Source organism: Caulobacter sp. RHG1 (assembly GCF_013181195.1).
Taxonomy (GTDB): domain Bacteria; phylum Pseudomonadota; class Alphaproteobacteria; order Caulobacterales; family Caulobacteraceae; genus Caulobacter.
In genome coordinates this window covers 99427-116395 of sequence record NZ_SMZP01000006.1, presented here as the reverse complement: position 1 = coordinate 116395, position 16969 = coordinate 99427, and the positions used below count along the sequence as shown (strand labels likewise).

The 16969-nt window shown below is 67.6% G+C and carries 17 protein-coding genes; 13 read left to right on the top strand and 4 right to left on the bottom strand.

What is annotated here, in order from left to right; all coding sequences use genetic code 11:
• Positions 1-38: 38 nt before the first annotated feature.
• Positions 39-605: an elongation factor P gene (efp, locus tag E1H18_RS17080; protein ID WP_172270661.1), complete on the bottom strand. Its 567-nt coding sequence runs from the start codon at positions 603-605 to the stop codon at positions 39-41.
• 121 nt (positions 606-726) lie between these two features.
• Here efp and epmA point away from each other — a divergent pair, with 121 nt between their 5' ends.
• From epmA to E1H18_RS17060, 4 genes are all read left to right on the top strand, one after another.
• A complete protein-coding gene (gene epmA, locus E1H18_RS17075) occupies positions 727-1782 on the top strand; it encodes an EF-P lysine aminoacylase EpmA (protein WP_241736075.1) in 1056 nt (351 codons plus the stop codon).
• A 61-nt stretch (positions 1783-1843) separates the two neighbouring features.
• The gene (locus E1H18_RS17070) at positions 1844-2011 is read left to right on the top strand and encodes a hypothetical protein (protein WP_172270659.1); all 168 of its coding nucleotides are present in this window, start codon (positions 1844-1846) and stop codon (positions 2009-2011) included.
• 59 nt (positions 2012-2070) lie between these two features.
• The gene (locus E1H18_RS17065; protein ID WP_172270657.1) at positions 2071-3111 is read left to right on the top strand and encodes a lysine-2,3-aminomutase-like protein; all 1041 of its coding nucleotides are present in this window, start codon (positions 2071-2073) and stop codon (positions 3109-3111) included.
• Between the two features lie 125 nt (positions 3112-3236).
• The gene (locus E1H18_RS17060; RefSeq protein ID WP_172270655.1) at positions 3237-4115 is read left to right on the top strand and encodes a 3-hydroxybutyryl-CoA dehydrogenase; all 879 of its coding nucleotides are present in this window, start codon (positions 3237-3239) and stop codon (positions 4113-4115) included.
• Between the two features lie 90 nt (positions 4116-4205).
• Here E1H18_RS17060 and feoB read toward each other — a convergent pair whose 3' ends face one another.
• Positions 4206-6092 carry a ferrous iron transport protein B gene (gene feoB, locus E1H18_RS17055; RefSeq protein ID WP_172271213.1) on the bottom strand — a complete coding sequence of 629 codons (1887 nt, stop codon included), beginning with the start codon at positions 6090-6092 and terminating at the stop codon, positions 4206-4208.
• 30 nt (positions 6093-6122) lie between these two features.
• The gene (locus E1H18_RS17050) at positions 6123-6434 is read right to left on the bottom strand and encodes a ferrous iron transport protein A (protein WP_172270653.1); all 312 of its coding nucleotides are present in this window, start codon (positions 6432-6434) and stop codon (positions 6123-6125) included.
• A 237-nt stretch (positions 6435-6671) separates the two neighbouring features.
• Between E1H18_RS17050 and tipF the strand changes: the two genes are divergently transcribed.
• From tipF to E1H18_RS17035, 3 genes are all read left to right on the top strand, one after another.
• Complete coding sequence (gene tipF, locus E1H18_RS17045) at positions 6672-7946, top strand: flagella assembly cyclic-di-GMP phosphodiesterase TipF (protein WP_172270651.1); 1275 nt, start codon at positions 6672-6674, stop codon at positions 7944-7946.
• 65 nt (positions 7947-8011) lie between these two features.
• A complete protein-coding gene (locus E1H18_RS17040) occupies positions 8012-8239 on the top strand; it encodes an Ada metal-binding domain-containing protein (protein WP_172270649.1) in 228 nt (75 codons plus the stop codon).
• Positions 8236-8922, top strand: coding sequence for a 2OG-Fe(II) oxygenase (locus E1H18_RS17035; protein WP_172270647.1), 687 nt, complete (start codon positions 8236-8238; stop codon positions 8920-8922). The genes E1H18_RS17040 and E1H18_RS17035 overlap by 4 nt, the downstream gene beginning before the upstream one ends.
• 160 nt (positions 8923-9082) lie before the next feature.
• On the opposite strand, the gene E1H18_RS17030 is transcribed toward E1H18_RS17035, so the two are convergent.
• Positions 9083-9649, bottom strand: a complete 567-nt coding sequence (locus tag E1H18_RS17030) for an NnrU family protein (RefSeq protein ID WP_172270645.1) — start codon at positions 9647-9649, stop codon at positions 9083-9085.
• Between the two features lie 146 nt (positions 9650-9795).
• On the opposite strand from E1H18_RS17030, the gene E1H18_RS17025 reads away from it, so the two are divergent.
• From E1H18_RS17025 to lspA, 6 genes are all read left to right on the top strand, one after another.
• Complete coding sequence (locus tag E1H18_RS17025; RefSeq protein WP_172270643.1) at positions 9796-10656, top strand: TIGR01459 family HAD-type hydrolase; 861 nt, start codon at positions 9796-9798, stop codon at positions 10654-10656.
• A gap of 25 nt (positions 10657-10681) precedes the next feature.
• Entirely contained in the window at positions 10682-11107 is a 426-nt protein-coding gene (locus E1H18_RS17020) for a MaoC family dehydratase (protein WP_172270641.1), read from the top strand.
• A complete protein-coding gene (locus E1H18_RS17015) occupies positions 11107-12048 on the top strand; it encodes a bifunctional riboflavin kinase/FAD synthetase (protein WP_172270639.1) in 942 nt (313 codons plus the stop codon). Before E1H18_RS17020 ends, E1H18_RS17015 begins: the two co-directional genes overlap by 1 nt.
• Positions 12049-12126: 78 nt before the next feature.
• Complete coding sequence (locus E1H18_RS17010; RefSeq protein ID WP_172270637.1) at positions 12127-13218, top strand: S1C family serine protease; 1092 nt, start codon at positions 12127-12129, stop codon at positions 13216-13218.
• Positions 13219-13494: 276 nt separating this feature from the next.
• On the top strand, positions 13495-16434 hold the full coding sequence (ileS, locus tag E1H18_RS17005; RefSeq protein ID WP_172270635.1) for an isoleucine--tRNA ligase: 2940 nt from the start codon (positions 13495-13497) through the stop codon (positions 16432-16434).
• Positions 16435-16467: 33 nt separating this feature from the next.
• Positions 16468-16968: a signal peptidase II gene (gene lspA / locus E1H18_RS17000; RefSeq protein ID WP_172270633.1), complete on the top strand. Its 501-nt coding sequence runs from the start codon at positions 16468-16470 to the stop codon at positions 16966-16968.
• Position 16969 lies beyond the last annotated feature (1 nt).

Genomic DNA, 16969 nt, shown 5'->3' with positions numbered 1-16969 from the left:
CGCCCCGGGCCTTTTCCAAGTCTCGAGCTGAAGGACGATTAGTCCTTGGCGCGTTCCTGATAGCTGTTGTCTTCCGTCAGGATGATCACGCGGGTGCCGACGGTGATGTACGGCGGGACCGTGGTCTTGACGCCGTTGCTGAGCACGGCTGGCTTGTACGACGACGAAGCGGTCTGGCCCTTCACCGACGGTTCGGTGTCGACGATTTCCAGGATCACGGTGCGCGGCAGCTCGATGGCGATCGGCACGTCGTTGTGCGTCGACAGCTGGACCGTCATGTTTTCTTGCAGGTAGGGCGCGGCGTCGCCGATCACGTCCTCGGTCGCCACGAGCTGGTCGTAGGTTTCCGGGTTCATGAAGTGGAAGCCGTCGCCGTCCTGGTACAGGAAGGTGTGGTTGCGCTGGTCGACGAAGGCGCGCTCGACCTGCTCGGTCGTGCGATAGCGCTCCGAAACCTTCACGCCGTCCGAGATGCGGCGCATGTTCAGCTGGGTCACCGGGGTGCCCTTGCCGGGGTGGATGTTGTCGACCGTCAGGACGACGTAGAGCTTGCCGTCCATGTCGACGACGGCGCCTTTGCGGAGCGAGCTGGCTGCGACCTTCACGTACTTATCGTCCTTGGGTGGAATGCGCGCGCAAGTGCGCTGGCGCGTTCGTGCTATTGATCCGTGAGCGCCCTCGTATAGCGAACGGGGGCAAATCGCCAGTCTCTTCGGTTTACTGACCTTGTCCTCGACTTCCTCCACCTGGTGGCGCAGCGACGTCCACGCCGACCGCCGGCCGTTCCTGCTGGCCCGCAACCGGATCACCAAGGCCTTCCGCGCCTGGTTCGAAGCCGAGGGGTTCGAGGAGGTCGAGGCCGCCGCCCTGCAGGTCTCCCCCGGCAACGAGGCGCACCTGCACGCCTTCGCGACGCAAGCCCTGACGATTTCGGGCGAAGCCAGCCCGCTCTACCTGCACACTTCGCCGGAATTCGCCTGCAAGAAGCTGCTGGCGGCGGGCGAGGAGAAGATCTTCAGCCTGGGCAAGGTCTGGCGCAACCGCGAGCGCGGGCCGTTGCACCATCCCGAGTTCACCATGCTGGAATGGTACCGGGCCGGCGCGCCCTACCAGACCCTGATGGACGACTGCGCGACCCTGCTGGCCCTGGCGGCCAAGACCGCCGGGACGACGCGCTTCGACTTTCGAGGGATGAGCTGCGATCCGTTCGCCGCGCCGGAGCGGCTGTCGGTGGCCGAGGCGTTCGAACGCCACGCCGGCGTCGACCTGCTGGCCAGCATCGCCGCCGACGGTTCGACCGACCGCGAACAGCTCGCGGCGAGCGCCCGCGCCGCCGGCATCCGGATAGCCGATGACGACGCCTGGGCCGACATCTTCAGCCGCATCATCGTCGAGAAGGTCGAGCCCCGCCTGGGCGAAGGCCGAGCCACGGTGCTGTGCGAATATCCGATCAGCGAGGCGGCCCTGGCCCGTCCCAAGGACGCCGACCCGCGCGTGGCCGAGCGCTTCGAGCTCTATGCCTGCGGCGTCGAGCTGGCCAACGCCTTCGGCGAACTGACCGATCCGGCCGAGCAGCGCCGGCGCTTCATGATCGAGATGGACGAGAAGGCCCGCATCTACGGCGAGCGCTATCCGATCGACGAGGACTTCCTGGCGGCCCTGGAGGCGATGCCCGAAGCCTCCGGCTCGGCCCTGGGCTTCGACCGCCTGGTGCTGCTGGCCAGCGGCGCGCGCCGGATCGAGGACGTGATCTGGACGCCCGTGGCCGAAGGGTCCTTGTGATCCCTGCGGCGCACCGCATAGTCGCGGTCGGGCCGGATTCTCCCGACCCGAGGGGACGCCGATGAAGCCGCCGATCAAACGTCTGGGCGACTTGAAGCCCGCCGCCCAGGCCGAGGCCTATGCTCGCCCGACGCCGAAGGTCGCGCGGCGCAAGACCGCCAAGGTGCTGACCCCGGAAGAGAAGGCGGCGTTCCTGGCCTCGCGACCGGACCTGGGCTCCAAGAGCTGAACCTTCGGCGGCGCGCGCATTTGCCAGGGCCGTCGTTTTCCCCCATATCCCCGCGCCTCATGGCTCCCACCGCGAAAACCCTGCGCGACGCCGCCTCGCTGGCCGAGGCCGGACTGGTTGCGCCCGAGCGCCTGCCCGCGCTCGAGGCTGTCGCGGCGCGCTATGCTGTGGCCATCACCCCGGCGATGGCCGAGCTGATCGATCCGGCCGACCCCGAAGATCCGATCGCCCGGCAGTTCGTCCCGGCGCCCGAGGAACTGATCTCGACGCCCGGCGAGGATCCCGACCCGATCGGTGATGATATCCACAGCCCTGTGGATGGAATCGTCCATCGCTACAGGGACCGGGTGCTGCTGAAGCCGACCCACACCTGCGCGGTCTACTGCCGGTTCTGCTTCCGCCGCGAGATGGTCGGGCCCGAGGGCCTGTCGAACCTGACCCCGGCCCAGCTGGACGCAGCCTTCGCCTATATCGCCGGCCGGCCGGAAATCTGGGAAGTCATCGTCACCGGCGGCGATCCCTTCGTGCTGTCGCCGCGTCGCCTGACCGACCTGATGGACCGGCTGGAGGCGATCGACCACGTCAAGATCGTCCGCTTCCACACCCGCGTGCCCGCCGTCGATCCGGAGGCGGTGAACGTCGATCTGATCGCCGCGCTCAAGCGCTCGACCAAGACCGTCTATGTCGCCCTGCACGCCAACCATGTGCGCGAACTGACCCCGGCGGCGCGGGCCGCCTGCGCCAGGATCGTCGACGCCGGCATCCCGATGCTGAGCCAGACCGTGCTGCTGAAGGGCGTCAACGACGATCCCGACACCCTGGCCGCGCTGATGCGGGCCTTCGTCGAGACGCGGATCCGCCCCTACTATCTGCACCACCACGACTTCGCCCCGGGCACTTCGCACCTGCGTACCAGCCTGGCCGAGGGACAGGCGATCATGCGAGCCCTGCGCGGCGATCTGTCGGGCCTGGCCCAGCCGACCTACATCCTGGATATCCCCGGCGGTCACGGTAAGGCGCCGGTTGGGCCCAACTATTTGGACAAGGGTCAGGTCGAGGATCCGGCGGGCGTCAGCCACCCCTATCCGCCGCGCGACTGAAGGCCGCGTTCGTTGCATCGCAGCAAAGCCTTGCCGAGCGCAGGGTTTCTCGTGCTACAAAACTGCGCATATCCGTAGGCCGTGGCTGGAAAGTCCGGCGCGAATTCAAGCGAAGGCTTGGCTTTATGAGTGAAATCAAGACGGTCGGCGTAATCGGCGCAGGCCAGATGGGCGCAGGCATCGCGCATGTCGTTGCCCTGGGCGGTTATGGCGTGCAGTTGCACGACGTCTCGCGCGAGCGGATCGACGCCGGCCTGGTGCTGATCGAGAAGAATCTGGCCCGTCAGGTCAGCCGCGGCATCATCGACGACGAGGCCATGCAGGCGGCTCTCGCCCGCATCCATCCCGCCGAGGGCCTGGAAGCCGTCGGTGCGACGGACCTGGCCATCGAGGCGGCGACCGAGAACGAGGAGATCAAGAAGTCGATCTTCCGCAGCCTGCAGCCGCACCTCAAGCCCGACACGCTGCTGGCCTCGAACACCTCGTCGATCTCGATCACCCGCCTGGCCTCGTCGACCGACCGGCCCGAGCGCTTCATCGGCCTGCACTTCATGAACCCCGTCCCGCTGATGAAGCTGGTCGAGATCATCCGCGGCATCGCCACCGACGTGCCGACCTACGAGACGGCCGTGTCCTTCGCCCAGTCGCTGGGCAAGATCACCAGCAACGCCGAGGACTTCCCCGCCTTCATCGTCAACCGCGTGCTGGTGCCGATGATCAACGAGGCCATCTACACGCTGTACGAGGGGGTCGGCACGGTCGACGCCATCGACACGGCGATGAAGCTGGGCGCCAACCATCCGATGGGTCCGCTGGAGCTGGGCGACTTCATCGGCCTGGATACCGTGCTGAGCATCATGAACGTGCTCCACGAGGGCCTGGCCGACAGCAAGTACCGCCCCTGCCCGCTGCTGGTGAAATATGTCGAGGCCGGTTGGCTGGGCAAGAAGACCGGCCGCGGCTTCTACGACTACCGCGGCGAGGTCCCGGTCCCGACGCGCTGATCGCGCGCCGCGCTCCAGAACGACAAAGCCCGCCCTGGTCTCCCGGGGCGGGCTTTTTCTTGGCGGCTTCCTGGCCGCTGGCGACCGGCCTCAGCCCGCGCCGAGCGCCACGGCCGTGTGGTAGACGATGAAGGCCGCCAGATAGGCCAAGCCGACCATGTAGACGAACATCACCGTCGGCCAGACCCAGCTGTTGGTCTCGCGCTTGACCACGCCCAAGGTGGGCAGGCACTGCGGCGCGAAGACGTACCAGGCTAGGAACGACAGGGCGGTGGCCAGCGACCACTGGTTCTTCAGCAGGGTCGACAGGGCGCCGGTCTCGCCGTCCTCGCCGCCGACCGCATAGACGGTGCCCAGCACGGCCACGGCCACTTCGCGAGCGGCCATGCCGGGAATCAGGGCCACGGTCATCTGCCAGTTGAAGCCGATCGGGGCCATCAACGGGGCCAGGAACTGACCCAGGCGACCGGCGATGCTGTAGTCGATGGCCGGCCCCGTCGCGCCTTCCGGCGGGTAGGGGAAGGTCGACAGCACCCAGACCAGCACCATCAGCGGCATGATGATGCGGCCGGCGCGGCTGAGGAAGATGCGGGCGCGGGTCCACAGGTTCATCAGCACGTTGCGCGGCTCGGGCCAGCGATAGGTCGGCAGCTCCATCATGAACGGCTCGACCGTGCCTCGCCAGAAGATGCGGCGGATGATCGTCGAGACGACCAGGGCGCTGACGATGCCGACGGCGAACAGGCCAAACATCACCAGCCCCTGCAGCGACAGCCCGCCCCACACCGTGGTGCGCGGGATGAAGGCCCCGATGATCAGGGTGTAGACCGGGATCCGCGCCGAGCAGGTCATCAGGGGCGCGATCAGGATCGTCGTCAGCCGGTCCTGCTTACTGTCGATCACCCGCGTCGACATGATGCCGGGGATGGCGCAGGCGAAGCTGGACAGCAGCGGGATGAACGCACGGCCATGCAGCCCCGCGACGCCCATCAGCTTATCCAGCAGGAACGCCGCGCGGGTCATGTAGCCGCTGTCTTCCAGCAGCAGGATGAAGAAGAACAGGATTAGGATCTGCGGCAGGAACACTAGCACGCTGCCGACGCCGGCGATCAGGCCGTCGGCGACGAAGCTGGTCAGCAGCCCCGCGGGCAGGTGGGCGTTGGCGAACTCGACCACGGCCGCGAAGAGCCCGTCGATGCCGTCCATGATCGGCGCGGCCCAGGTGAACACCGCCTGGAACATCACGAACATCAGGGCGACCAGGATCAGCAGGCCCGCGACCGGGTGCAGCAGCACGCCGTCGATCTTGCCGGTGATGGTGTCGGGCCGCTCGGGCGGCTTCACGCAGGCCTTGAAGATGCGCTCGGCCTGAGCGTGGGCGGCGCGGATCTCGGACGGGGTCGGCTCATGCCAGACGTTCTCCGCCGCCAGCTCCGGCTTGCGTGCGGCGACGATGGCCTCGACCTGCTCCAGCAACTCAGACAGGCCGCGCTTGCGGGTGGCGACCGTGGTGACGATCGGCGCGCCGATCTCCTGGGAGAGGCGCTCCAGGTCGATGCGCAGGCCCTGCCGCTGGGCGATGTCGTACATGTTGAGGGCCAGCACGAACGGGCGGCCCACCTGCTTCAGCTCCAGCACCAGGCGCAGCACCAGGCGCAGGTTGGTGGCGTCGGCCACGCAGATCAGCGCCTCGGGCGCGTCCTCGCCGCTGAGCTTGCCCAGCACCGCGTCGCGCGTGACCACCTCGTCGGGGCTGCGGGCGCGCAAGGAATAGGTGCCGGGCAGATCGAGCACGCGCATCTGGCGGCCGGCCGGCGTGGTCAGCACGCCTTCCTTCCGCTCGACGGTGACGCCGGCGTAGTTGGCGACCTTCTGACGGCTGCCGGTCAGGGCGTTGAACAGAGCGGTCTTGCCGGCGTTCGGGTTGCCGACCAGGGCGACCCGCGCGGTTGGGGTTGTGACGGGAGCGGCTTCCAAGGGCGCGGCGACGGTGTCGGTGGTCAAGGCTTACTGTCCGTCGAATTTTACTGAAACGGCGTCGGCTTCACGCCTGCGCAGGGCCACGCGGGTGTCGTCCACCCGCACGGCGATCGGATCGCGGCCGAACAGGCCTTCGTGCAGCACCTCGATGGCGGCGCCCTCAACGAAGCCCATCTCCAGCAGCCGACGCTCCAGCTCGTCGGCGGCCACGGCCTCGGCCGCGCCGGACACGCCGGTGACCCGGACGATCACACCGCGATCGCCGCGTCGCGCGGTGGCCAGCGGCCGCACATCGGCTTCAAGGGGGGCTTCGAGAGAGGGGGAGAACGCTTCGACCATAACCACTCCGATCAGGTTGCGAGTGATTATCAGCGACAAGCAGCGCTGTCGATTCAGCGTACGAGCGTAAGGACTCAGCAGCGGCCTCGACTTGGGTTATGCTGCGTTAAGAGTTTCAATAAGGAGCCTTCAGGCTCCGGGGCTGTTGGGACCGAATGGCGCAGGGTCGTTAATAGATTCGACTCTTTGGCGGCGGACCGGTCTGATTGCACCTTAACGATTCGTGTGGGCGAATTCATGCGTAGGCTGATGCTGGCGCTCCTGACGGGCGCCTATCTTTGTTTGGCCCTGATCGTCTCCCTCTTCCTCTGGAGGATGGGTGCGACCCCGGCTGTCGGCGTCTCGGCCTTCATCGGCATGCTGGGCCTGTGCTTCGCCTTCCATAGCCTGGTCGCCCAGACCTTCCTGGCCGCCGCCCTGCGCGGCGACATCGACACCGTGCGCGAAGCCCACGCTATCCTGCTGGACCAGATCGAGAAGGTCGACGCCCGCGTCACCGACCTGGTGGAGACCGTCGCCGCCGACGCCGAGCGCCGCAGCGAGGCCCTGACCTCGGAAGTCCATCAGCTGGAAGACATGATCCAGCAGATGAACGGCCGGCTGGAGCACCAGCTCAGCCACCAGGTTGCCGCCGCCTCTGCCCGCCATCAGAGCCAGGGCCGCGAGCGCGCGCCTCAGACCAGCCACATGCTGCAGGTCGTGCAGGACGCGCTCGCCGAGAACCGCGTCGACCTCTATTTGCAGCCGATCGTCAGCCTGCCCCAGCGCCGCACGGTCTATTACGAGAGCTTCTCGCGTCTGCGCGACGACACCGGCCGCGTGATGATGCCGGCCGAGTATCTGGCCGTGGCCGAGCCGGAAGGCCTGATGACGGCCATCGACAACCTGCTGCTGTTCCGCTGCGTGCAGATCGTACGCCGCCTGGCCAAGCAGGATCGCAAGGTCGGGATCTTCTGCAACATCTCGCTGGCCAGCCTGGGCGACGAGACGTTCTTCCCGCAGTTCCTGGAATTCATGCAGGCCAACAAGGATCTGGCCGGCGCGGTGATCTTCGAGCTGGGCCAGGCGGCGTTCGATCGCCGCGGTCCGGTCGAAGCCCGCCACATGGCCCGCCTGGCCAGCCTGGGCTTCAGCTTCAGCCTGGACAAGGTCGCCGACCTGGACCTGGACTTCCAGGACCTGGCCCGCGCTGACGTGAAGTACCTGAAGGTCGGCGCCCAGATGATGCTGGACCAGCTGGAAGAGCAGGACGGCAAGCTGGTCATCGCCTCGCTGCCCGACCTGAACGCCACCGACTTCGCCGCCCTGACCCGCCGCTACGGCATCGAGGTCATCGTCGAGAAGGTCGAGGCCGAAAAGCAGATCGTCGACATCCTGGATCTCGATATCGGCTACGGCCAGGGTCACCTGTTCGGCGAACCCCGCGCCATCCGCGACGCCGTCCTGGCGGAAGCCGAACCGCCGGCCGACTTCATGCGCGGCACGATGCGTCGCCGCGCGGTGGGCTGGTAATCGCAAGCTTCGGAATGACGCCGGGCTAAGGCGACTGCAAGGTCCCTCGCGAGAGGAGATCGCCGATGCGCTACGACACCGAAGACGCCCGCTGGGCAGCCTGGGAGGCGCGCGACCGCAGCGCCGATGGGGCGTTCTATGTCGCCGTGCGCACCACCGGCGTCTATTGCGTGAGCAGCTGCGCCGGCCGACCCTTGCGCAAGAACGTTGAGTTCCACGACACCCGCGAGAGCGCCCGCGCAGCCGGCTTCCGCGCCTGCCTGCGCTGCAAGCCCGACCGCGAGGCGGCGTGACCCTCGACTGGACCCGTATCGCCGCCGAGCTCGACGCGCGCGGCTGGGCCCTGACCGGGCCGATCCTGAAGCCCGAGACCTGCGCGGCCGTCGCCGATCTCTATCCCCAGGACGCCGGCTTTCGCAGCCGGGTGGTCATGGCCCGTCACGGCTTCGGGCGCGGCGAGTACAAGTATTTCAGCTATCCGCTGCCGGACATCGTTCAGCGCCTGCGCCAGGGCCTCTACGGTCCGCTGTCCAGGATCGCCAACGGCTGGGCCGAGCGTTTGGGCGAAGACCACCGCTTCCCCGACACGCTGGACGAGATGCTGGCCCGCTGCCGCGACGCCGGCCAGGTGCGGCCAACGCCCCTGCTGCTGACCTACGGTCCCGGCGACTACAACTGCCTGCACCAGGACCTCTATGGCGAACACGTCTTCCCGCTGCAGGCGGCCTTCCTGCTGGATGAGCCGGGCCGCGACTTCGAGGGCGGCGAGTTCGTGCTGGTCGAGCAACGCCCGAGACAGCAGTCAGCGCCCCAGGTGGTTCCATTGCGGCAGGGCGAAGGGGTGATCTTCGCCGTCCGTGCGCGACCGGCGGAGGGTGTGCGCGGCGTGCACCGGCGGATCTTGCGGCACGGAGTCAGCGAGGTGCGATCAGGGCGGCGGCGGACGATGGGGATCATCTTCCACGACGCGACATAAGAAACTCTCCTCCCCTCTTGGGGGAGGGGGACCGCCGAACGGCGGTGGAGGGGGCCGGCCGCAAGCTCAGAACCGCTTCGCGGACCCCCTCCGTCTCGGCGCGTATTCGCGCCGATCCACCTCCCCCTAATGGGGAGGAGAGAGAAAACCACGACGCGACCTAGCCCAACGGCGACACCCCGAACAACACCCGGTGCAGGCCCATCACGAACACCGCCCACAGCGCCGTGCCGGCGAACACCGCGATGACGTCGGCCCGCGGCTTGACCACCACCGGCGCCGGCTCTCGCCGCCCAAGCGCCGAAATCAGGTCCAGGATCGCCCAGACCAGAAACGATCCGAACAGCGCCGCCGAGGCTTGGTCGCCATTGCCCAGCAGGTGGCCACTGGACCAGAAGATCACGCCCAGCAGCATCGGATGGCGCACCGTCGCCTTGATATGGCCGGCCGGCGCATTGGCGGTCGGCAACAGGATGAAGGCCAGCCAGACCAGCAGCAGGGTCGCATGCCGGCCCCAGGCCGGCGGATCATAGAGCTGCGGCGCCGTCGGCCAGGCCAGGATCCAGCCCCAGATGACCAGCCCCAGCCCAACCGCCGCGGCCACCGAGTAGAGCCCCTTCCAGCGGTTCGAATTGGCCGCCACCTGGGCGTCTCGAAACGGCGCGGCCAGGATCCGCACCGAATGCACGCCCAGAAACACGACAAGCCCCAGGATCAGTATCGTCATCGGCCCCTCCCCTTTGACGGAAGGATAGTCACGGAACGCCGGTCTTCGAAAGCGATACGGTCAAGTCTTGAAACCGGCCCGCGAGACGACAGCTATAGGGCCCAGCGACATTGACGCCCCGCCTCCCGATCGGTACCGCCCAAGCCATGATGGATTTTCCCGCCGGCCTCTCCGCCCTTTCCGATCGCTACGACGTGGTGCTCTGCGACGTCTGGGGCGTGATCCACAACGGCGTGCAGAACTTCCCGGAGGCCTGCGACGCCCTGGTGAAGTGGGGGGAAACGCAAGGCCCGGTGGTGCTGATCTCCAACTCGCCGCGCCCGTCCCCCGACGTCGTGCCGCAGCTGGACGGCCTCAACGTGCCGCGCGCGGCCTACAGCGGCTTCGTCACCTCGGGCGACGCCACCCGCGCGCTCCTGACGCCGCACAGGGGCAAGAAGGTCTGGAAAATCGGCCCCGAGCGCGACGCGCCGCTGTGGGCGGGGCTGGACCTGACCCTGGCCGGACCCGAAGACGCCGACTTCATCCTGAGCTCGGGCCTCTATGACGACGAGACCGAGGTCCCCGAGGACTATCGCGAGCGCCTGCAGATCGCCGCCGACCGGGGTCTACTATTCATCTGCGCCAATCCCGACCGCGTGGTGCAGCGCGGCGACCGGCTGATCTTCTGCGCCGGCGCGCTGGCCGACCTCTATGAGAGCCTGGGCGGCCCGGTGGTCATGGCCGGCAAACCCTATGGCGCGATGTACGACCTGGCGCTGGAAAAGGCCGCCGCCCTGCTGGGCCGCCCCGTCGATCGCTCGCGGGTGCTGTGCATCGGCGACGGCGTCATCACCGATGTGAAGGGGGCCCACGACCAGAAACTGGCCTGCCTGTTCATCGCCAAGGGCATCCACGGCGAGACGGCCGTCGGCCCCGACGGCCAGCTGATCCCCGACGCCGTCCAGGCCCTGCTCGACGCCGAGGCGGTGGGCGCGACCCACGCCATCGGCGATCTGGTCTGGTAGAGAACAAGAAAAAAGGGCCGGCCGAATGCAGGGCAAGTTTCTCGAAGATCTCAGCATCGGCCAGTCGGCCGAGCTGGTCCGCACCGTCGGCGAGGCCGATATCGTCGCCTTCGCCGAGGTGACCGGCGACACCAATCCGGTGCACCTGGACGCCGACTATGCGGCGACCACCAGCTTTGGCCAGCGCATCGCCCACGGCATGTTGTCCGCCGGCTATATCTCGGCGGTGCTGGGCACCCAGCTGCCCGGGCCGGGCGCGGTCTATCTGTCGCAATCGCTGAAGTTCAAACGGCCGGTGAAGATCGGCGACGCCGTGACCGCCATCGTCACGGTTACCGAGATCAACGCGGCCAAGGCCCAGGCGACGCTGTCGACGGTCTGCAAGGTCAATGGCAAGGCCGTCGTCGACGGCGAGGCCGTGGTCATGGTCCCGCGCAAGGCGGTCGCGTGATGAGCTTCAAGACCGTCAACGCCTGGAAGGACCTGCAGCCAGAGGAACGCGGCGCGTCCGTCGCGCTCGGCAATTTCGACGGCGTCCATCGCGGCCATCAGCAGGTGATCGCGCAAGCCGCGAAAGCCGCCCTGGCCGAGCACACCCCGTTGGGCGTCATCACCTTCGACCCGCACCCGCGCCGCCTGTTCCGCCCGACCGAGCCGGCCTTCAAGCTGATGACCCACGCCCAGCAGGCCCGCGCCCTGGGCGGCCTGGGCGTCGACCTTTTGTACCTGCTGCCGTTCGACTTCGAGATGGCCAGCTTCGGCGACCGCGAGTTCGTCGAGAAGGTGCTGGTCCAGGGCCTGGGGGTGAAGCACGTCGCCGCCGGCTTCGACATCTCGTTCGGCCGCGGCCGCACCGGCAGCGGCGACCTGCTGAAGGCCTATGGCCAGGAATACGGCTTCACCGTCTCGATCGCCGAGCCGGTGGCCGGACAGGACGGCGAGAAGTTCTCGTCCACCGGCGTGCGCGACGCCCTGCGCGATGGTCACCCCGAGCAGGCCGCCCGCATCCTCGGACGCCCCTTCGCCATCGAAGGCGTGGTCCGCCGAGGCCAGCAGCTGGGCCGGCAACTGGGCTTCCCGACCGCCAATGTCGAGGTCGAGGACTATGTGGTCCCCAAGCTGGGCGTCTATGCCACCCGCACCCGTCTGCCCGACGGCCGCGAGGTCCCCGGCGTGGCCAATCTCGGCAACAATCCGACCACCGGCATCGTCGAGACCCGGCTGGAAACCTGGCTGTTCGACTTCGACGAAGATCTCTACGGCCAGGTGCTGGAGACCGACCTGATCGCCTTCCTGCGCCCGGAATTGAAGTTCGACAGCCTGGAGCTGATGATCGAACAGATCCGCCGAGACGAGCAGGAAGCCCGAGCGATCGTCGCGCCGGGGTTTTGAGCGCTCGCGGTTCACGCGAAACCCTTTCCTGTTCCCGCCTACGCCGTTAACCTTCCCTAACGCTGGGGTGGGGACCGCATGCTCAAGGGACGGAAATACGATCTCTTCGCGCGGGCCAAGCGGCCGGCGCGACGGCGCGCGCACGAGATCCTGGCCTATCCGGACAACGCCCAGCTCGTGTTCGAAACCGGCCGCGCCATCGAGGTCGAGGGCGGCTATTGCGCCCTGCCCGACGGTGATTTGCTGGACGCCTATTCGAACGCCGTGGTCCGGGCGGTCGAGCGGATCGGCCCCAGCGTCGTGCGCATCCACCCGATGCTGGACGATCCGCGGCTGCAAGGCGTCGGTTCGGGCTTCGTGATCGGGGACGGCGGGCTGATCCTGACCAACAGCCACGTGATCCAGGGCGCCAAGCGCTATGTCGTGATCACCGCCGAGGGGCGCAGCTTCACCGCCCGCTGCGTCGGCGACGATCCCGACACCGACCTGGCCGTGATCAAGCTGGACGAGCCGGTCGACATCCCGCCGGCCCGCCTGGGCGACTCCAAGAAGCTGCGACGCGGCCAGCTGGTCATCGCCATCGGCGCGCCGCTGGGCTTCGAGGCCACGGTGACCACCGGCGTGGTCTCCGCGCTGGGCCGCAGCTTGCGCGCCGAGCGCGGCCGGCTGATCGAGGACCTGATCCAGACCGACGCGGCGCTGAACCCGGGCAACAGCGGCGGCCCGCTGGTCAATTCCACCGGCGAGGTCGTCGGCATCGCCACCGCGATCATCGCCGGCACGCAAGGCCTGTGCTTCGCCGTGGCCGCCAACACCGCCAGGTTCGTGATCGCCGAGCTCCTGGCCCATGGCCACGTGCGGCGCGGTTCGATCGGCCTGGTCGCTCAACAAGCCCCGATCCCGCCGGCCCTGGCCAAGGCCACCGGCGTGACCCAGCCCTATGCGGTCTATGTGGCCAGCGTCGACTACAACGGCCCGGCGCTGAAGGCGGGGATCCAGGTCGGGGATCTCCTGGTGGCGGCCGGCGACCAGGTGCTGACCGGGCTGGACGACCTGCTGCGCGCACTGGACCACCACAGCATCGGCCGGCCGACCGAGTTCATCGTCATCCGCAATGCGCGGCTGATGTCGGTGACGATCACGCCGCGGATGCGGCGGCGGGTGGCTTAGGCGCTCACTTGCCCCCTCCGCGCTTCGCGCTCCTCCCCCGGAGGGGGGAAGACGGCTCCGTCTGCCCCCTCCGGGGGCGGACGACCTCGCGCAGCGAGGTCAGGTGGGGGCAAGCACTGGCGTCCCCGCCGCCCCTCTGCTATCCCGCTCCTTATGAGTTCCGTTCGGAATACAGCGCGAATTATCCGCCCGGCGTGACGCCGCCGGTCAGGCTTGCGCGCGCGCCGGGTTTTCAGTCCGCGCCCCTCCCGAACTTCCAGCTTGGATCATCATTCCATGGCCGACGACGCCACGACCGCCCGCGACTATCGCGAAACCGTCTTCCTTCCCGACACCCCGTTCCCGATGCGCGGGGGCCTGCCCAAGAAGGAGCCCGAGATCCTCGAGGGCTGGGCCGCGCTCTCTGACAAGGGCCTGTACGGCGCCATCCGCGCCAAGCGTCAGGCCGACGGCGCGCCGCTGTTCGTGCTGCACGACGGCCCGCCCTACGCCAACGGGGCCATCCACATCGGCCACGCCCTGAACAAGACGCTGAAGGACTTCGTGGTCCGCTCGCGCTTTGCTTTGGGCTACGACGTCGACTACGTGCCGGGTTGGGACTGCCACGGCCTGCCGATCGAGTGGAAGATCGAGGAACAGTTCCGCGCCAAGGGCCGCCGCAAGGACGAGGTCCCGGCCGAAGAGTTCCGCCGCGAATGCCGCGCCTATGCCGGCGGCTGGATCGAAGCCCAGAAGACCGAGTTCCAGCGCCTGGGCGTGCTGGGCGACTGGTGGAACCGCTACGCCACCATGGACTTCAGCAGCGAAGCCACGATCGTCGCCGAGTTCCACAAGTTCCTGGCCAGCGGCCAAGTCTATCGCGGCTCCAAGCCGGTGATGTGGAGCCCGGTCGAGCGCACGGCCCTGGCCGACGCCGAGATCGAGTACCACGACCACGTCTCGCCGACGGTGTGGGTGAAGTTCCCGGTGGGAGCGACGCGCTCCGTTCCCGGTTATCAACGGGAAAACCTTCACGGCGCGAGCGTGGTGATCTGGACGACCACGCCATGGACCATCCCCGCCAACCGAGCGATCTCCTATGGCCCGAAGATCAAGTACGGGATGTACGAGGTCGCCTCGCTAAAGGAAGGCCTTGAGTTTGCACCGTGGGCCAAGGTGGACGAACGTCTCATCGTCGCTATGAACTTGGTCGAGCAAGTCATGGCAGCAGCGAATGTCACTAGCTGGAAGCTGCTAGAGCCAGTCGATCCAGACGAAATCCTTTGGTGCAAGCATCCGCTTTCGGCGCTTGATGACGGCTACAGCTTCAATGTCCCCATGCTGGCCGGCGATCACGTCACGGACGACGCCGGCACCGGCTTCGTCCACACCGCCCCGGGCCACGGCGCCGACGACTATCTGGTGTGGCTGAAGAGCGGCTATAGCCTGGACGCCATTCCCGACACCGTGGACGCCGACGGCGCCTATTATCCGCACGTGCCGCTGTTCGCGGGCCTCAAGGTCATCGAGACCGAGGGCAAGAAGGCCGGCAAGTTCGGGGCCGCCAACGGCGCGGTCATGGACAAGCTGATCGAGGCCGGCAACCTTCTGGCCCGCGGCCGCGTCGAGCACAGCTATCCACACAGCTGGCGCTCGAAGGCGCCGGTGATCTTCCGCAACACCCCGCAGTGGTTCATCCGCATGGACCAAGCGGTGGACAGCCTCGGCGGCAAGACCCTGCGCGAGGTCGCGGTGCAGTCCATCGCCGACACCGCCTTCCACCCGGAAGCCGGCCGCAACCGCATCGGCTCGATGGTCGAGACGCGTCCCGACTGGCTGGTCAGCCGCCAGCGCAACTGGGGCACGCCGCTGGCGATGTTCGTGGACAAGCACACCGGCCATCCGCTGAACGACGCGGCCGTCAACGGCCGCATCCTGGACGCCATCCGCGAGGGCGGCGCCGACGCCTGGTTCACCCGTCCCGACGCCGACTTCCTGGGCGTCCACGACCCGGCCCAGTACGAGAAGATCACCGACATCCTGGATGTCTGGTTCGACAGCGGCTGCACCCACGCCTTCACGATCGAAGGCCGCAAGGACAGCGCCTGGCCGGCCGACCTCTATCTGGAAGGTTCGGACCAGCACCGCGGCTGGTTCCAGTCGTCGCTTCTCGAAGGCTCCGGCACCCGCGGCCGCGCGCCGTACAAGGCGGTTCTCACCCACGGGTTCACCCAGGACGAGAACGGCGAGAAGATGTCCAAGTCCAAGGGCAACACCGTCGAGCCGCAGTCGGTCACCAAGGAGAGCGGCGCCGAGATCCTGCGCCTATGGGCGGCGATGGTCGACTATTCGGAGGACCAGCGGATCGGCAAGACGATCCTGGCCACCACCACCGACGCCTATCGCAAGCTGCGCAACACCACGCGTTACCTGCTGGGCGCCCTGGCCGGCTTCACGGAAGAGGAGCGGGTCACCGACTACGCCGACTTCCCGCCGCTGGAGAAGTACATCCTGCATCGCCTGTGGGAGCTGGATCGCGACGTCCGTGCGTCTTACGAGGCCTATCGCTTCAGTGACGTGGTCCGGCCGCTGATCGAGTTCTGTCAGGGCGACCTGTCGACCCTGTTCTTCGACATCCGCAAGGACAGCCTCTATTGCGACGCGCCCGACGCTCTGCGCCGCCGCGCCTATCGCACGGTGCTGGACTATGTCTTCGAGCGCCTGACGATCTGGCTGTCGCCGCTGACCAGCTTCACCATGGAAGAGGCGTGGATGACGCGCTTCCCCGACGCTGGCTCCAACAGCCTGCGGGTGATCCCGGCGACGCCGGCTGCGTGGAAGAACGACGCCGAGGCCGCCCGCTGGGCCAAGGTCGAGACGGTGATGTCGGTGGTGACCGGCGCCCTGGAAGTCGAACGCCGCGAAAAGCGCATCGGTTCGGCGCTTGAGGCGGCTCCGGTCGTCCACGTCGCCGACGCCGAATTGCTGGCCGCCTTCGACGGCCTGGACGCCGCGGAGGTGTTCCGCACCTCGGCCGCCACGCTCGTCTCGGACGATGCAGGCGCGTTCCGGACCGACGAGGTCAAGGGCGTGTCGGTGGATCCGAAGCTGGCCGAAGGCGCGCGCTGCGCCCGCTCTTGGCGGATCCTGCCGGAGGTGGGAACCGATGCCCGCTATCCGGAGCTTAGCCTTCGCGACGCCGAAGCTGTGGCATATTGGGATGCGCAGCGCGGCTAGCGATCAGAGGCGTAGGACGGTTAAGCTAAGCAGATGAAATCGATCACTCGCCTGGGCTGGACCGCCTACGCCGTCGCCGCCGCCACCGTGGTGCTGGACCAGATCTCCAAGCTCTGGGTGCTGTCGGTGCTGAGCCGCGAGCAGGGTTCGACCCTGCCGCTGCTGGGCCCGCTGCACCTGACCATGGTGCATAACTACGGCATGAGCTTCGGCCTGCTGCGCGGCAACGACTGGGGCCGCTGGCTGCTGATCGGCTTCTCGATCGTAGTGGTGATCGGTCTGGCGATCTGGGCGCGCAAGGCGGTCAAGCTGCTGCCCGCCCTGGGCATCGGGATGATCATCGGCGGCGCGATCGGCAACAATCTGATCGACCGGGTGCAGTACGGCTACGTCGTCGACTTCATCGACGTCTCGCGGCTCTATTTTCCCTGGGTGTTCAACGTCGCCGACTCGGCAATCTCGATCGGCGTGGCGCTGCTGCTGATCGACAGCTTCTGGTCGGAAGAGAAGAAGCTGTCCCATCAAACCGAATAGA

What these genes read in the sequence shown, in the direction of transcription:
- E1H18_RS17030 (WP_172270645.1), bottom strand. Translation starts at nt 9,649, where the DNA reads ATGACGATACTGATCCTGGGGCTTGTCGTGTTTCTGGGCGTGCATTCG.
- E1H18_RS17050 (WP_172270653.1), bottom strand. Translation starts at nt 6,434, where the DNA reads ATGGTCGAAGCGTTCTCCCCCTCTCTCGAAGCCCCCCTTGAAGCCGAT.
- E1H18_RS17010 (WP_172270637.1), top strand. Translation starts at nt 12,127, where the DNA reads ATGCTCAAGGGACGGAAATACGATCTCTTCGCGCGGGCCAAGCGGCCG.
- E1H18_RS17060 (WP_172270655.1), top strand. Translation starts at nt 3,237, where the DNA reads ATGAGTGAAATCAAGACGGTCGGCGTAATCGGCGCAGGCCAGATGGGC.
- ileS (WP_172270635.1), top strand. Translation starts at nt 13,495, where the DNA reads ATGGCCGACGACGCCACGACCGCCCGCGACTATCGCGAAACCGTCTTC.
- E1H18_RS17020 (WP_172270641.1), top strand. Translation starts at nt 10,682, where the DNA reads ATGCAGGGCAAGTTTCTCGAAGATCTCAGCATCGGCCAGTCGGCCGAG.
- E1H18_RS17070 (WP_172270659.1), top strand. Translation starts at nt 1,844, where the DNA reads ATGAAGCCGCCGATCAAACGTCTGGGCGACTTGAAGCCCGCCGCCCAG.
- tipF (WP_172270651.1), top strand. Translation starts at nt 6,672, where the DNA reads ATGCGTAGGCTGATGCTGGCGCTCCTGACGGGCGCCTATCTTTGTTTG.
- E1H18_RS17065 (WP_172270657.1), top strand. Translation starts at nt 2,071, where the DNA reads ATGGCTCCCACCGCGAAAACCCTGCGCGACGCCGCCTCGCTGGCCGAG.
- lspA (WP_172270633.1), top strand. Translation starts at nt 16,468, where the DNA reads ATGAAATCGATCACTCGCCTGGGCTGGACCGCCTACGCCGTCGCCGCC.
- E1H18_RS17015 (WP_172270639.1), top strand. Translation starts at nt 11,107, where the DNA reads ATGAGCTTCAAGACCGTCAACGCCTGGAAGGACCTGCAGCCAGAGGAA.
- E1H18_RS17025 (WP_172270643.1), top strand. Translation starts at nt 9,796, where the DNA reads ATGATGGATTTTCCCGCCGGCCTCTCCGCCCTTTCCGATCGCTACGAC.
- E1H18_RS17040 (WP_172270649.1), top strand. Translation starts at nt 8,012, where the DNA reads ATGCGCTACGACACCGAAGACGCCCGCTGGGCAGCCTGGGAGGCGCGC.